This is a genomic window from Afifella sp. YEN Y35 (genome assembly GCF_047553465.1).
Taxonomy (GTDB): domain Bacteria; phylum Pseudomonadota; class Alphaproteobacteria; order Rhizobiales; family Afifellaceae; genus Afifella; species Afifella aestuarii.
This window is the reverse complement of record NZ_CP180203.1, coordinates 1399803-1414710: the sequence shown is the minus strand read 5'-3', so window position 1 is coordinate 1414710 and position 14908 is coordinate 1399803. Positions and strand designations below refer to the sequence as shown.

11 protein-coding genes are annotated in these 14908 nt (G+C 63.3%); 3 read left to right on the top strand and 8 right to left on the bottom strand.

The window, feature by feature from the left end; translation table 11 throughout:
- Positions 1 to 2 precede the first annotated feature (2 nt).
- From ACK8CP_RS06745 to bchF, 7 genes are read right to left on the bottom strand one after another with little or no spacing between them, the layout of a single operon-like run.
- On the bottom strand, positions 3 to 1436 hold the full coding sequence (locus ACK8CP_RS06745; RefSeq protein ID WP_414833750.1) for a BCD family MFS transporter: 1434 nt from the start codon (positions 1434 to 1436) through the stop codon (positions 3 to 5).
- Positions 1433 to 2134, bottom strand: coding sequence for a magnesium protoporphyrin IX methyltransferase (gene bchM, locus ACK8CP_RS06740; RefSeq protein WP_414833749.1), 702 nt, complete (start codon positions 2132 to 2134; stop codon positions 1433 to 1435). The genes ACK8CP_RS06745 and bchM overlap by 4 nt, the downstream gene beginning before the upstream one ends.
- Positions 2134 to 3036, bottom strand: coding sequence for a ferredoxin:protochlorophyllide reductase (ATP-dependent) iron-sulfur ATP-binding protein (gene bchL / locus ACK8CP_RS06735; RefSeq protein ID WP_128293895.1), 903 nt, complete (start codon positions 3034 to 3036; stop codon positions 2134 to 2136). The genes bchM and bchL overlap by 1 nt, the downstream gene beginning before the upstream one ends.
- Positions 3033 to 6758 (bottom strand): magnesium chelatase subunit H, encoded by a 3726-nt coding sequence (locus ACK8CP_RS06730; protein ID WP_414833748.1) that lies wholly within the window; start codon positions 6756 to 6758, stop codon positions 3033 to 3035. The genes bchL and ACK8CP_RS06730 overlap by 4 nt, the downstream gene beginning before the upstream one ends.
- Entirely contained in the window at positions 6733 to 8316 is a 1584-nt protein-coding gene (gene bchB, locus ACK8CP_RS06725) for a ferredoxin:protochlorophyllide reductase (ATP-dependent) subunit B (RefSeq protein WP_234627803.1), read from the bottom strand. Before bchB ends, ACK8CP_RS06730 begins: the two co-directional genes overlap by 26 nt.
- A 1-nt stretch (position 8317) precedes the next feature.
- Entirely contained in the window at positions 8318 to 9601 is a 1284-nt protein-coding gene (locus ACK8CP_RS06720) for a ferredoxin:protochlorophyllide reductase (ATP-dependent) subunit N (protein ID WP_234627804.1), read from the bottom strand.
- On the bottom strand, positions 9598 to 10149 hold the full coding sequence (gene bchF, locus ACK8CP_RS06715) for a 2-vinyl bacteriochlorophyllide hydratase (protein WP_414833747.1): 552 nt from the start codon (positions 10147 to 10149) through the stop codon (positions 9598 to 9600). Before bchF ends, ACK8CP_RS06720 begins: the two co-directional genes overlap by 4 nt.
- Before the next feature lie 308 nt (positions 10150 to 10457).
- On the opposite strand from bchF, the gene ACK8CP_RS06710 reads away from it, so the two are divergent.
- Complete coding sequence (locus ACK8CP_RS06710; protein WP_414833746.1) at positions 10458 to 11285, top strand: B12-binding domain-containing protein; 828 nt, start codon at positions 10458 to 10460, stop codon at positions 11283 to 11285.
- Between the two features lie 34 nt (positions 11286 to 11319).
- Positions 11320 to 12768, top strand: a complete 1449-nt coding sequence (gene ppsR, locus ACK8CP_RS06705; RefSeq protein WP_234627807.1) for a transcriptional regulator PpsR — start codon at positions 11320 to 11322, stop codon at positions 12766 to 12768.
- A gap of 48 nt (positions 12769 to 12816) precedes the next feature.
- On the opposite strand, the gene ACK8CP_RS06700 is transcribed toward ppsR, so the two are convergent.
- Entirely contained in the window at positions 12817 to 13872 is a 1056-nt protein-coding gene (locus ACK8CP_RS06700; protein ID WP_414833745.1) for an alpha/beta fold hydrolase, read from the bottom strand.
- 126 nt (positions 13873 to 13998) lie between these two features.
- Here ACK8CP_RS06700 and chlG point away from each other — a divergent pair, with 126 nt between their 5' ends.
- The gene (chlG, locus tag ACK8CP_RS06695) at positions 13999 to 14907 is read left to right on the top strand and encodes a chlorophyll synthase ChlG (protein ID WP_234627809.1); all 909 of its coding nucleotides are present in this window, start codon (positions 13999 to 14001) and stop codon (positions 14905 to 14907) included.
- Position 14908: the final 1 nt, after the last annotated feature.

Sequence of the window (14908 nt, the reverse complement as noted above, 5' to 3'; positions counted from 1 at the left end):
GGCTAGCCGGGAAACTCGGCTAGACCGAAGGACGATGATGGATCGGAGCGTGTTCGCCCCCCCGACCCCACGAGCGGCCCGATCGCCACGAGCGTGACGGCGAGCAGCGCGATTTCGAAATGGTAGACAAAGCTGTAACCGGTGGCCGGGCTCGTCAGAGCCGACCCGAGAACGCCTTGTTCTGCCAATGTGGAGAAGGTGTCGCGAACGACGCCACCGAGCGCGATCGAAAGACCCGCGGCGGTCGCCTGAACGGCGCCCCAGGCGCCGAGGGCGAGACCGCTCTGCCCATTCTCCGATAATTCCATAGCGGCTGTGAGCGTGCCGACCGAGAAGAGGCCGCCGCCGAAGCCGATGATGATGGTGCCTGCCCGGAAGAGCATCGCCGATTCCAGGGGCGCGGCGAAGATCACGGCGACGAACGCCAAGACGCCGGCAAGCGCGCCATAGGCTGCAAGCTTGTGCGGATCCTGGCCGCGTCCGAGACTGCGGGCGGCGAGGGCAAATCCGACGAGCGAGCCTCCGGCGAGGAGAGCCGTCAACGTTGTCGTGCCGCTCACGGTCAGGTGCAGGACTTCGCCGCCGTAAGGCTCGAGCAGAATGTCCTGCATGCTGAAGCCTGCCGTGCCGAGGCCGACAGCGACGAGGAGGCGGCTTGCGCGTCCACCTTTGGCGAAGGAGCCCCAGGCTTCGCGGAAACTGGTTCTTGGCGCGTCTTTTGCAGTGAGTGCGGGATTGCGCGCCTCCTGCTTCCACAAGGCGACGACGTTCAAGACCATCGTCAGGAAGGCGGCACCCTGAATGACCTGGATGAGCCGGAACGGGCTGAAATTGTCGAGAACCACACCGAAGACGAGGGCACTCACCATCATGCCGAGAAGCAGCATGACATAGAGCAGCGCCACGACACGCGGGCGGGATTCGGCCGGCGCGATGTCGGTGGCCAGAGCAAGCCCGGCTGTCTGCGTTGTGTGCAGGCCAGCGCCGACGAGCAGGAAGGCGATGGCAGCCCCGGCCTGACCTGCGATGATCGCCGGGCCCTGGCCTTCGGAAAGAACCAGAAGCGCAAACGGCATGATCGCGAGACCGCCGAACTGGATCAGCGTGCCCATCCAGATATAGGGCACACGCCGCCAGCCGAGCAGCGAGCGATGGGTGTCCGACTTGAAGCCGATCAGAGCACGGAACGGCGCGAAGACGAGCGGCAGCGACACCATCAAGGAAACGAGCCAGGCATGCACGCCCATCTCGACGATCATGACGCGGTTCAAGGTGCCGTTCAAAAGCACCACCGCCATGCCGACGGAGACTTGGAACAATGACAAACGCAAGAGGCGGCCGAGCGGAAGCTCGGCCGTTGCAGCATCCGCAAACGGCAAAAAGCGGGGGCCGAGACGGCTCCACGCTGCGCTTACCGAATTGTTCAGCCGCTTCATGCGGGCACGAGCTCCATAGCCTGTGACGTGTAAAATCCGCTTACGATACGACGGCTTCGACCCGGCCGCCATGCCGTTAGCTCAGGTGTCGCAGCGACCAGCTGGCGCAGCCGCGCTTCGCTGATCGGTTCGATGGAAGGTGCGCGGTCGCTGCGCGGAAAAAACCGCCCCGCCATGTGCATGGCCGCGAGCAGCGCCGTGCGGGGCGCGAAGGTGAAAACCACCCCCTGCCGGGCCCGCGTCGCCATCCGGGCGAGAATATTCGCGAGGTCCTGATCACGGTAATGGATGAGCGAATCCATGCCGACGATGAAGTCGAAATCACCGAGCGCGGGATCGAGCATGTCTCCGACGTGGAAATCGATCTTCTGTGCCTCCGGCTCGTCCCTGGTGCGCTCCTTGGCGAGTGCGACGAGCGACGGCGACAGATCGATTGCGACGATATCGCCGCCGCGGCGCGCCGCTTCCAGGGACAGCGCACCGGTTCCGCAACCGGCATCGAGGAGCCGCAGCCCAGAGAGGTCGTCCGGCAGATAGCTCAACAGGGTCGCCCGCATCTGGTCGCGGCCGGCGCGCACGGTGGCCCGAATACGGCTCACCGGCGCGTCGGACGTGAGTTTGGACCAGGCATCGGCCGCGGTGCGGTCGAAATAGGTCTCAAGCTCTCCGCGGCGCTCCAAATACGAGGCTGTTGGCATCAATCGAATCCCAGAAAGTCGAAGATCTCGCGATCTTTCATCGGTGTCGCTGCAAGCGGTTCGACGCCAGCCCAGAGCTGAGCGGCAAGGCGCAGATATTCGTTCTGCACCTGCTCCAGTTCGGGGGAGGGTTCCATTTCAAAAAGCGTCGACTTCTTCAGACGGCTGCGCCGGATCGCATCGAGATCGGGCAGATGCGCCAGACGCTTCAGTCCTGTCGCTTCGTTGAAGCGGTCGATCTCGTCGGTTCCAGCGCTGCGATTGGCGATGACGCCGCCGATCCGCACGTCGTAGTTCTTCGCCTTGGCGAGGATCGCCGCGGCAATCCGGTTCATCGCGAAGATGGAATCGAAATCGTTGGCGGTGACGATAAGCGCGCGCTCGGCATGCTGCAGCGGCGAGGCGAAGCCGCCGCAGACCACGTCCCCCAGGACGTCGAAGATCACGACATCTGTGTCTTCCAGGAGATGATGCTCCTTGAGGAGCTTCACGGTCTGGCCGACGACATAGCCACCGCAGCCTGTGCCGGCAGGCGGTCCGCCGGCCTCCACGCACATGACGCCGTTATAGCCTTCGTAGACGAAGTCTTCGACGCGCAGCTCTTCGGAATGGAAGTTCACAGACTCCAACACGTCGATGACCGTCGGCACGAGGCGCTTGGTCAAGGTGAAGGTGGAATCGTGCTTCGGGTCGCAACCGATCTGCAGAACCCGTTTGCCGAGCTTTGAAAAAGCCGCCGACAGGTTCGAAGAGGTCGTCGACTTGCCGATCCCGCCCTTGCCATAGACGGCGAACACTTTCGCCGTTTCGATATGGATCGACGGATCGAGCCGAACCTGAACGCTGCCTTCTCCGTCCTCGTTCTTCGCGATCGGTGGCATCGGTCTCAGAGGGATGTTCATGCGGCTCTCTCCACGGGTATGCCTTCGAGCTGGTCTTCCAGTTCTTCACCCGCCTGCCGCAGGGCTTCCACCACGGCCTCGTCGGGTTGCCAGTACTGGCGCTCATGTGCCTCCAGAAGCCGGTGCGCGACCTTTGCCGACGCGACCGGATTGAGGGCGGCCATGCGCTGCCGCATTTCCGGATCAAGCACGTATGTCTGCGTGATCTGCTGATAGATCCAAGGCGCGACCTGACCTGTCGTGGCCGACCAGCCCATCGTATTGGTGACCGCGGCCTCGATCTGACGCACGCCTTCGTAACCGTGCTTCAACATGCCCTCGTACCATTTCGGGTTGAGCATGCGGGTGCGGGTTTCGAGTGCGACCTGCTCCGACAAAGAGCGGACCATGCCTTCTGAACGGGTCTGGTCGCCGATGTAGACGGGAATCTCGCCGCCCTTGGCCTTGCGCACCGAGCGGCTGATTCCGCCGAGCGTGTCGAAGTAGTGATCGACGGTGGTCACGCCGAGCTCGACCGATTCGAGGTTCTGGTAGGCGAGCTCCACATCGCTGAAGATCGTCTGCAGAAGAGCGGCCTGCTGCTTGGGCGCGCCCTGGCGTCCGTAAGCGAAGCATTTGCGCTTTGCGTAGGTGTCGGCGAGCTCGTCCTCGTCTTCCCAGCGCCCGGAATCGAGCAGCATGTTGACGTTGGAGCCGTAGGCACCGTCGGCGTTGGAGAAGACGCGCAGCGCGGCCGTCTCCAGGTCGCATTGATGCTCTTCCTGATAGCGCAGGGCGTGCTTGCGCACATAGTTCATTTCAAGCGGTTCATCCGCCGTGGCCGCAAGATAGGCGGCCTCTGCGAGCAGCTTGGTCTGCAAGGGCAGGAGGTCGCGGAAGATGCCCGACAGCGTCATGACGACGTCGATGCGCGGCCGACCGAGATCTTCCAGGCGGATGAGAGCAGCCCCACAGAGACGACCGAAGCTGTCGAAACGCGGCCGCGCGCCGAGCAGCGCCAAAGCCTGGGCGATCGGACCGCCTTCGCTCTTCAGATTGTCGGTCCCCCACAGGACCATCGCCACCGATTCCGGGATCGGATGTCCGTCTTCGACATAGCGGTCGAGGAGGCGCTTCGCCTGGCGAGCCCCATCCGTAACGGCGAAAGCGCTCGGCATGCGGAAGGGGTCGAAGCCATGCACATTCCGGCCCGTCGGCAGGATCGCCGGCGTGCGCAGAAGATCGCCACCGGGGGCAGGGCGCACGAAGCATCCGTCGAGCGCGTGGATGAGAGACGGGAGTTCGTGGTCTTCCGACAGGAGCTTGTTGGTCGAGGCGAGCTCATCGAACAATTCGATGTTCGCTTCGTTCTCGTCCATTCCGCCAACGACCAGAGCCTGCCGCGGCTGCCGCCCGGCGACGAGGGCCTCGACAGCGTCCTTCTCCGGCTTGGTGCCGAAACGGGCTTCAGCCACCGCGAGGAGGAGATCGGCACGCTCTTCCGCCGAAGGTGGCTCGCCGATGACGTGCAGGCCGTGCGGGATGAGGCTGTATTCGAGGTCGAGAATGGCCTCGCTCAGCTTCGCCGTCTCTGCTGCAGGATCCTCCCAGGCGGGTTCCGGAGCCGCCAGGTCGAGCTCTGCGGCCTGAGCCTGAATGAGCGGGGCGAGCTGCTCGCGCTCCTTCGTCTCGTCCGGTGGCAAAGCCCGCCAGCGGTCGAGAGAGGCTTTGAGATCGAGAAGGCCGCGATAGAGCCCGGCACGGGCCACGGGCGGCGTGAGATAGGAAATCAGTGTTGCTGCGGAGCGCCGCTTGGCAATTGAGCCTTCCGACGGATTGTTGGCCGCATAGAGATAATAGTTCGGCAGATCTCCGATCAGCCGGTCGGGCCAGCAGGCATCCGATAGCCCCGTCTGTTTGCCCGGCATGAATTCGAGCGCGCCGTGCATGCCGAAATGCAGAACCGCGTCGGCACGGAAATCTTCGCGCAGATAGCGGTAGAAGGCGGAGAAGGCGTGCGTCGGGGCAAAGCCCTTCTCGAAGAGAAGCCGCATCGGATCGCCTTCATAGCCGAAGGCCGGCTGTATACCGACGAAGACATTGCCGAGCTGAACACCGAGCACGAAGATCGAGCTGCCGTCGCTTTGTTGCCGTCCGGGCGCCGGGCCCCACTGCGCTTCGATGTCCTTCAGATAGCGCTCGCGCCTCACGTGATCGTCGGTCGCGATCCGATCATGCACATTGGCGTCCGTGCCGTAGCGGCTCGCATTGCCCTTCAAAATCATGTCGCGCAGGGCATCGACGCTTTCCGGCACGTCGACCGTGTAACCCGCTTCCTTGAGGGATTTCAGCGTGTTGAAGAGCGAATGATAAACCGAAAGGTAAGCCGCGGTGCCGGTGCTGCCGGCGTTCGGCGGGAAGTTGAAGAGAACGACGGCGAGCTTGCGCTCAGCGCGCTTCGTGTGACGAAGCCTGACGAGCTTGTCGACACGCGAGGCGAGCATTTGGGCGCGCTCTGAATGCGCCTGCATATCGCGCGTCTGTTCGGCATTCTCCGAACGACCGCCGAAGAGCATCGGTCCGGTTGCCCCGTCGAGCTCCGGGATCGCGACCATCATGGTCGTTTCGACGGGAAGGAGGCCGCGGTCGGAGCCCTCCCATTGCTCGAGCGTCTGGAACTCGACAGCCTGTGCCGAAATGTAAGGGACGTCGAGATGCGTCAGCATCTCTTCGGCCGCCTTGGCGTCGTTGTAGGCGGGGCCGCCGACGAGCGAGAAGCCCGTCAATGAAACGACGGCATCGACCACCGGGCGTCCGTTCGGCGTGAAGAAAGCTTCCACCGCAGGCCGGCTGTCGAGACCGCTCGAATAGGCCGGCACTGCCTGCAGGCCATGGGCCTCCAGGGCGTCGATCACCGCGTCGTAATGCGCCGTGTTTCCGGCAAGCACATAGGACCGCATGATGAGGAGGCCGACACGGCCCTTGCGCTCCTTCGACGGGGAGGGCAGGGCTTCCAGGCGCTCCGTGATGCGTCCCTTGAGTCTCGGATGATAAAGCCCGACCTCTGGATAATTGACCGGCGGCTTGGCCTTCAAATGGTGGCGCAGCTGTTTGCGCGGGCCCTCGGCGTAACGCTCGATGAGAAGCCGCACCATGTTGACGATATTGTCTTCCGAACCGGCGAGCCAGTACTGCAGAACCAGGAAGTAGGCGCGCACATCCTGGGCTGTGCCGGGGATGAACCGCAGGAATTGCGGGATCCGGCGCAGCATCGCCATCTGCTTGGCGCCCGAATTGGCGGCCTGCTTGGCGCCTTCCTTGTCGCGCTTGTCCGACCCGCGAAGCCGCTTGAGAAGTGCGAGCGCGCCACCCTGCGAGCCGTCCATCTTGAAGCGGCCGATGCGGGTGAGGCGGATCACTTCGCCCGCCGACATGAAGCCGACGATGGCGTCGCATTCGTTCTGCCGCGCCTTCAAGGCGGGCATCACCGCCTGAATATGGTCTTCCATGAAGAGCATATTGGCGAGGATGATATCGGCCTCGGCGATGTCGGCCTGGCAGCGGCCGAGCGCGGTCGCATCGTCGCCCCATTCGGTGGCGGCGTGCAGATTGAGGATGAGACCGGGGATCTCTTTCTGGAGAATCGGGCGTGCGCGCTCGACTGCGCTCGCCAAATGGCTGTCGAGTGTCACGATGACGACGCGCAGAGGCGTCGCGTTATCGGCCGAAATGGGCTTTGGCATCGTAGAGTGTCTCAACTGTAATCGTCGCTAAGCCGCGTTCTTCGGCGAAGCGTTCGGTATTGCGGCGCGCCTTGCCGCGGACGAAGAACGGTATTTTGCGCAGTTCCTGCTCCGCTTCTGCCGCCCAGGTGACAGCTTGGGCGACACTGGCAATCTCAGCCTTTTCGATCTCCGTTTCTTTGATCTGAGTCTGGTCTTGCGCCGGTGCGGCGCCGTGCCCCAGATGCGATGGCTGGACCTCGTCGTGGAACTCGAAATCGCCGCGGAACATGCCGAGAAGGTGCTCTTCGAGGCCCATCATCAATGGATGTACGAAGGTGTCGAAGATCACATTGGCGCCTTCGAAGCCCATCTGCGGCGAATAGCGTGCCGGAAAATCCTGGACGTGGACCGGCGCCGAGATGACGGCGCACGGCACACGCAGCCGCTTCGCGATATGCCGCTCCATCTGCGTGCCGAGAACGAGCTCGGGATGAAGCTCTGCCACCTTCTCCTCGACTTCGAGATAGTCGTCGGTGATGAGCGCTTCGACGCCATAGCTTTCGGCGGCGGCGCGCACGTCGCGGGCGAATTCCCGCGAATAGGTGCCAAGGCCCACGACCTTGAAGCCGAGCTCCTTGTCGGCGATGCGCGCGGCTGCAACGACATGCGTCGCATCGCCGAAGATGAAGACGCGCTTGCCGGTGAGATAGGTCGAATCGACGGAGCGCGAGTACCACGGAAGACGCGATGGCGCGCCCGCGAGAACGGCGGTGGGATCGACGCCTGCGATCTCGGCGACTTCCTTGATGAAGTCGATCGTCGCGCCGAAGCCGATCGGGACCGTTTTCGTTGCCGGCTGGCGGAACGTGCGGGTGAGCCAACCGGCGGCCGTTTGCGCAATTTCCGGATAGAGCACGACGTTGAAATCGGCCTCTCCGAGCCGCGCGATATCGGCCGGAGTGGCGCCGAGTGGCGCCGTCACGGCGACATCGATGCCGAGGCGGTCGAGAAGGCGAGTGATCTCCGCCACGTCGTCGCGGTGCCGAAAGCCGAGGGCGGTCGGTCCGAGCAGATTGCACCGTGGCCGGCGGCCCGCATCCCGTTGCGGTCGTTCCGTGCCGGGCGCCGGCGCATGCGGGCCGGCGAGGGCCCGAACGAGATGATAGAAGGTCTCCGACGCGCCCCAGTTTTCCTTCCGCTGATAGGATGGCAGTTCCAGCGGAACGACGGGGATCGGCAGGGCCAATGCTTTGGCAAGCCCGCCCGGATCGTCTTGGATGAGTTCCGCCGTGCACGACGCGCCGACCAGCATCGCCTGCGGCTGAAAGCGCTCGTAGGCCTCGCGTGCCGCGTTCTTGAAGATTTCGGCCGTATCTGTGCCGAGGTCGCGCGCCTCGAACGTCGTGTAGGTGACAGGTGGACGCTTGTTGCGCCGCTCGATCATCGTGAACAGAAGATCAGCGTAGGTGTCGCCCTGCGGTGCGTGCAAGACGTAGTGGATTCCTTCCATGGCGGTGGCGATGCGCATCGCTCCGACATGCGGCGGTCCCTCATAGGTCCAGACGGTGAGCTGCATCTCACACCTCCAGCCGGGCGGCGCGGTTGAGCGGGCGGGCGAAGAGCTCGGCGAGATCGCCAGCCTGCTCGTAGCCCTGGATCGGCGTGAACACGAGCTCGATCGCCCATTTGGTCGTCAAACCCTCCGCCTCCAGCGGATTGGCGAGGCCGAGCCCGCACACGGTCAGGTCCGGGCGCGCGGCCCGCGCCCGGTCGAGCTGCCGGTCGACGTCCTGGCCTTCGGACAAAACGGCGCCTTCCGGCAGCAGATCAAGCTCTGCCGCGAGATTCTGGCGATGCAGATAGGGGGTGCCGATTTCGGCGATCCGCATCGACAGCTCCCGCGACAGAAACCGTGCAAGCGGTATCTCGAGCTGAGAATCGGGGAAGAAAAAGATGCTCTTGCCGGCGAGCTGCTCCTGATAGTGCGACAGCGCGCGTTTGGCGCGTTCGCGGCCAAGCGCCGTAACCGCCGTGAACCGGCTCTCGTCGACGCCGAAGCAATCCGCTGCAGCTTTCAGCCAAGCGGTGGTGCCTTCGGCGCCGAAAGGGAAGGGCGCCTGCAGGGCCTTTGCCCCGCGGCTCTCCAGGATCCTCCGCGTGTCGGCAAGATAGGGCTGAGCCATCAAAAAACGGGTGTTCGGACCGACCTCGGGCAGCTCTGTCGACGATCGCGGCGGCAGGAAGCCGACTGGCCCTACGCCGAGATCGTCGAACAGCCGCCGGAACTGGTCTTCCACCACGTCGGCGAGTGAGCCGACGACGAGGAGGGAGGCGGGCGCCTGTGCAGACGCTTCGGGCATCTGCGGGACAAGTGCGGCGAGGCATGCATCCTCGCCCTGCGTGAAGGTGGTCTCGATGCCGCTGCCGGAATAATTCAGGATGCGGGTCGTCGACGCGAATTTCTCGTTGAGACGATCCGCAGCCCGCGACAGATCGAGCTTGATGACTTCCGACGGGCAGGAGCCGACCAGGAACAGAAGCTTGATCTCGGGACGACGCGCCAGAAGCTGCGTGACGACCCGGTCGAGCTCTTCGTTGGCATCGGCCATGCCGGCAAGGTCGCGCTCTTCGATCACAGCCGTCGCAAACCGCGGCTCGGCGAAGATCATCACTCCCGCCGCCGACTGCATCAGATGCGCGCAGGTGCGAGATCCGACGATCAGGAAGAAGGCGTCCTGGATCTTGCGGTGCAGCCAGATGATACCGGTGAGGCCACAAAATACCTCACGCTGGCCGCGCTCCCGCAGGATCGGCGCTTCACTGCAGCCCGTCGTGACGCGTGCGACGCCGGCTGGGTTCATCGTGCGAACTCCATATCCGTCTTGGACGCGGCCGCCGCATCGCGATTCGCCTGCTCCTGCAGCCGCGCGGCGCGCAGCTTCAGAACGAACTGTGTCGCGTTGATTACGTATGCGAGATAGGCGGCGAGCGCCAAGATCATCTGCCCCCAAGCATCCAGGAAACCGGTCCAAAGCGCGCCGAGATAGGCCGTGTGAAGGGCCAGAACGAGCATCGAGAAGACGTCTTCCCAGAAGAAGGCTCGTGCAAAGAGATAGCGGCCGAAGACCACTTTCTCCCAGATCGAGCCCGTGATCATGATCGTATACAGGACCGCGGTTTTGACGACGATGGAGGCAGTTGCGACAAAATACCCTTGGCCGGTCGTCAAATACCGGATCACAAGGGCTAAACTGATGAGAAATACGAGGAATTGAATCGGCGCTAGCACACCCTGAACCAACGTCCAGGAGGTCGTGTCACGCCGCCGACGTTCTTCCTCCGTATAGAGAGAAATGATTGTTTTATTTGGCGTTTTCACCGCGCCCCGTCTCCCCACCCGGCACAACATAGAACCGACTCTAGGGCTGCGGCTCGGCTACTGTCAACAACACTAGACGTAAATCTTACTTTACATTTTCACGGGGTGGGGCGTACGCTCCAGCTCTATCGCGGAAGGTCCGAAAGTGCTTAAATTCGCGCGTCGACCGGCAGAGGTATGGGGCCTCGGCCGGGATGCAGCCGCCCGCAGGTGAGGCGGCTCACGAGCCGTTTTGGCCAGTTTGAGCTCGGGGGGTGCGAGAGATGGTCGACCTTAGGCAACACACTGAGGACCGCTGCGGAAGCTGGGACGGGAAAGGGCCGTGGGACGATGTCTCCATGCGCTCGATCCAGGTTTCGGATATTGAGGCGGCGTCCAGCCAGAGCGCCTGGAGTGGTCGCATTCTCACGACGATCGAAGGTGAGATCATCCCGCGGTTGATGCTGGCCCATCGGGTCGGGTGGGGAGAGCCCCATCTCAATTGCGTCGAGGGAACCGGCGTCGACGCGGTCGATATCGACGAATTCGCCCGTCTTTTGCTGGCGCGTGATGCGAGCGTCGCCTTCGCTTATGTGGATATGGCACGCGCGCGCGGTGTCGGGCTCGAGGCACTTCTGCTTGAGCTGATGGCGCCTGCAGCAGCGCGGCTTTGGGATTTCTGGAACGATGATCGCTGCGATTTCGCCGAGGTGACCATCGGTATGTCGCGGCTCCAGCACCTTTTGCGGGAGCTCGGCCCAGCCTTTTACAGCCAATCGGCCGATTGCGGCGACGGACGGCGCATCTTGCTCGCCTCTGCACCGGGCGAGCGGCATTCCTTCGGCGTCTTCTTGACGGAGGCTTTCTTCCGTCGCGGTGGCTGGGATGTATCTGTGGAACTGGACGCGAACACCGCCGATCTTGTCGAAATCGTCAAGCGCGAATGGTTTTCGATGGTCGGGTTGTCGCTGTCGAGCGCGCGGGGGATCGACGAGCTGGCGGCGACGATAAAGGCGATCCGCCTGGAATCTCGTAACAAATCCATCGCTGTAATCGTTGGTGGACAGATCTTTATGGAGCATCCGGAGCTTGTGGCATCGGTAGGTGCCGATGTAGGAGCGACGGATGCGCGCAGTGCAGTGTCTCAGGCCGAGCGTATGCTCGGGCTCCTAGCTATGCGTTGCTGATGATTCACGCCTGATGCGGGACTAAGTGCAACAGATGGACGGCTTGGTTACAAAATCAGCCCCAAGCGAGTTTGCGGTCCCGCATAAGTCGGTCGGAGACCTGGACGCCGAGATCGCCGGAAAGCTCATCGCTCACGCGGCAGACATTGCCCTTGTCCTGGACAAGGAGGGCGTCGTTCAGGATCTCGCCTTCGGCGACGAAGAATTCTCTCACGAGGGTGTTTCGGACTGGGTCGGAAAAGCGTGGCGCGATCTCGTCACGCCCGACAGCGAAAAAAAGGTTGCGGCTCTGCTGAGCGAGGCGGGCGCAAAAGGCGTTTCGCGCTGGCGTGAGGTCAATCACCCATCAAACCGTGGCCCCGATGTAGCCGTCCGTTATTTCGCCATGCAGGTGGGCGGCGGTGAGCGTTACATCGCGATCGGCCGCGATTTGCGACCGGTGTCCGCGCTGCAGCAGAGGCTGATCGAAGCGCAGGTGGCGCTGGAGCGCGAATATTCGCGCCTGCGCCAGGCGGAGACACGCTACCGGCTGTTCTTCAAGATGGCCTCTGAGGCCGTTTTGATCGTCGATGCCAACAGCCAGAAGGTCGTCGAGGTCAATCCCGCCGCCAGCCGGCTGCTCGACCAGTCTCCGGAACAGCTTGTCGGTGCACCGCTGCGCAGGCTCTTTGCCGACGAATCGGAGCGCGGCGTGCAAGCGCTGCTCGCGATGGTGCGGGCTGCCGGGCATGCGGAAGATGCGCGCGTGCGGCTTCCCTTCAGCGAGCAGGAGTGCGTTCTCTCCGCTTCGCTTTTTAGGCAGGAATCCTCCGCCCATTTCCTCATCCGCCTGTCGCCGGTCGACGGCGAGAGAGTGAGGCAGGATGCCGGGACGACCTCGCTTCTGGTCGATATCGTGGAGCATCTGCCCGACGCCTTCATCGTGACCGACCCCGACCGGCGGATCCTGGCGGCCAATATCGCTTTCCTTGATTTGGCGCAGACCGCGAGCCTCGAGCAGGTTCGTGGAAAGCGCTTGGAGCGTTGGGTCGGACGGCAGGGGATCGAACTCGACGTTCTCATCGCCAATCTGCGCGAACACGGTTCGGTTCGGCATTTTCGGTCGATCTTACGCGGCGAATACGGCTCTGTCGTCGATGTCGAGGTTGCCGCGGTCTCGGTGCTCGAGGGGGAGCAGCCCTGCCTCGGTTTCGTTCTTCGCGATGTCAGTGCACGGGTGGAAAGAGAGCGCCCGGCGGCGAGGCAGTTGCCCCGCTCGGTCGATCAACTGACGGAACTCGTCGGCCGCGTGCCTCTCAAGGATCTCGTTCGCGAAACCACCGACGTGATCGAGAAGCTCTGCATTGAGGCGGCCCTCGAGCTGACCGGCGACAACCGCGCCTCTGCCGCCGAAATTCTCGGTCTCAGCCGGCAAAGCCTCTATTCGAAGCTTCGCCGGTACGACCTAGTGGACTTCACGCCGGAAAACGGCAGCGACCACTGAACTTCATTGCGGTCTTGGGCCGGGCCCGAGAGGCCTGCGCGAGACGCCTCAGGCTTTTGCGGACGTCAGAAAGTCTTCGAAGCTCGCGAGGAAGGCCTCCGGCTGCTCGAAATAGACCATCGCGCCGGTCTTGAACGGCTTCACCGTCCAATTGGGTTGCGCGCGCAGCCAATCGACCTCGGAGAAATCCTGAAAATCCCCGCGGGTGCCATGCGCGAGGAAGATCGGCAGGGTGAGCTTCTCGTAGATGCGCCTGATATCGTTGGCGAAGAGGCATCCCGAAACGAAGGCATACGGCGCGTGACGCGCCCCGTCCTGATGCGTCGTCTCATAGGCGTAGTTGAAAAGCCCCTCGTCGATGTCCTTGCTGCCGAAGGTTTTCTCCAGGAAGAAGCGAATGCTCGGGCGGGTGGTGAGAAGGCGAAAGGCCCCCTTGCTCCAAAGCGGCACATTGAGCGTTTCGTAGAGAAACGGCACCTGCCGTGTGGAGCCTTCGGGGCCACGACGTTTGCTCGACCCTGTCTCGAAGCCGGTTGGCGTGACGAAGGTGAGGGTGCGAAGACCTTCCGGCCGTTCGGTCGCGGCGCGCGCCAGAAACTCGGACGACAACGACAGGGCCATGGCGTCGATGGCATGCGAGCCGGTTTCTGCTTCGATGAGATCGAGCATGTCGTGGACCGCGTCGACGAAGAGCCGAATGTCGTACGTGCGGTCGGAACGATCTGAAAATCCGAAACCCGGAAGATCGACGGCATAGACGCGGTGCCGCGCCTGTGTGTGCATGAAAACCGGCCGCACGTCGTAGGCAGAGCCTGCGGCGTTGATGCTGTGGATGAGGAGGAGGGGGCTCCCTTCGCCTGCGACATAATAGGAGAGGCGGCCGGCGCGTCCCGTGATCTCGCGCCGTTCGGCGGGAAAGGCCTCAGGCAACGAGGGCATCGGCGCGGCAGGTCGGCTGTCGCTGACCGGCGAGACGCTTTTCGCGGCGGGCTCGGGGCGCATGTGGGCGCCATTGCCCAATGCTGCGCTGCCTTCAGTTTCGTTCTGCGATGTCATCGCCTTGTCCTCGCTCGTCATCCGCTCCGCCATTTGGCTCTGCAACATTCGGGATGCTCTCGCAACGTCCGGCAGTGACGCGGGTTCCCCGCCTCCGGGGGCGCGAGATTCCGCCGCGGGGGCGAGTGTAAAGTTGAGTTGACGGTGCGCGAGGCGGCCAATACTGTCCCGGCCATGTCTCGTTCGGCTTCGATTGCATCCGATACTTTAACCCGCCCGAAACCGGCGGCCGTGCTCGAATTGTTGAAGCCGATCACATGGTTCGCACCCATGTGGGCGTTCGGCTGCGGCGTCGTCTCCTCAGGCGTTCCGATCTCTGAGCGCTGGCTGGTGATGCTGGCCGGCATCGTGCTTGCGGGACCGATGGTCACGGCGACGAGCCAGGCCGCGAACGACTGGTACGATCGCCATGTCGACGCGATCAATGAGCCGAACCGCCCGATCCCGTCTGGGCGCATCCCGGGCCGTTGGGGCCTTTATATCGCACTCATTTGGACGGCTTTGTCGCTCGTCCTCGCAGCGTTTCTCGGCATCTGGGTGTTCTGGGCGGCTGTGGTCGGCCTCATTCTCGCCTGGGCCTATTCGGCGCCGCCCTTTCGGCTGAAAAAGAACGGCTGGTGGGGCAATACGGCGGTGGCCGCCTGCTACGAGGGGCTTCCGTGGTTCACCGGCGCTGCTGTCATGGTGGGCGGGCTGCCGGACTGGCGGATCATCACGCTTGCCGCGCTCTACAGCCTCGGCGCCCACGGGATCATGACCCTCAACGACTTCAAGGCGGTCGAGGGCGACCTCAAGATGGGGATCCGGTCGCTGCCGGCGCAATTGGGCGTCGCGCGCGCTGCAAAATTCGCCTGCTTCGTCATGGCTTTCCCGCAAGTCATTGTGATCGCACTCTTGTTTTCGTGGGGAAAGCCGATCTACGCGGCCGCCGTCTGCGTCTCCTTGCTGGTGCAGTTCGTGCTGATGGCGCGCCTGTTGCGTGAGCCGAAAGAGCAGGCCGCCTGGTACAATGCCACCGGCACCACGCTTTACGTTCTTGGCATGCTGATTTCGGCTTTCGCACTGCGTACGATTGGAGCGTGAC

What these genes read in the sequence shown, in the direction of transcription:
- ACK8CP_RS06745 (WP_414833750.1), bottom strand. Translation starts at nt 1,436, where the DNA reads ATGAAGCGGCTGAACAATTCGGTAAGCGCAGCGTGGAGCCGTCTCGGC.
- bchM (WP_414833749.1), bottom strand. Translation starts at nt 2,134, where the DNA reads ATGCCAACAGCCTCGTATTTGGAGCGCCGCGGAGAGCTTGAGACCTAT.
- bchL (WP_128293895.1), bottom strand. Translation starts at nt 3,036, where the DNA reads ATGAACATCCCTCTGAGACCGATGCCACCGATCGCGAAGAACGAGGAC.
- ACK8CP_RS06730 (WP_414833748.1), bottom strand. Translation starts at nt 6,758, where the DNA reads ATGCCAAAGCCCATTTCGGCCGATAACGCGACGCCTCTGCGCGTCGTC.
- bchB (WP_234627803.1), bottom strand. Translation starts at nt 8,316, where the DNA reads ATGCAGCTCACCGTCTGGACCTATGAGGGACCGCCGCATGTCGGAGCG.
- ACK8CP_RS06720 (WP_234627804.1), bottom strand. Translation starts at nt 9,601, where the DNA reads ATGAACCCAGCCGGCGTCGCACGCGTCACGACGGGCTGCAGTGAAGCG.
- bchF (WP_414833747.1), bottom strand. Translation starts at nt 10,149, where the DNA reads ATGTTGTGCCGGGTGGGGAGACGGGGCGCGGTGAAAACGCCAAATAAA.
- ACK8CP_RS06710 (WP_414833746.1), top strand. Translation starts at nt 10,458, where the DNA reads ATGCGCTCGATCCAGGTTTCGGATATTGAGGCGGCGTCCAGCCAGAGC.
- ppsR (WP_234627807.1), top strand. Translation starts at nt 11,320, where the DNA reads ATGGACGGCTTGGTTACAAAATCAGCCCCAAGCGAGTTTGCGGTCCCG.
- ACK8CP_RS06700 (WP_414833745.1), bottom strand. Translation starts at nt 13,872, where the DNA reads ATGTTGCAGAGCCAAATGGCGGAGCGGATGACGAGCGAGGACAAGGCG.
- chlG (WP_234627809.1), top strand. Translation starts at nt 13,999, where the DNA reads ATGTCTCGTTCGGCTTCGATTGCATCCGATACTTTAACCCGCCCGAAA.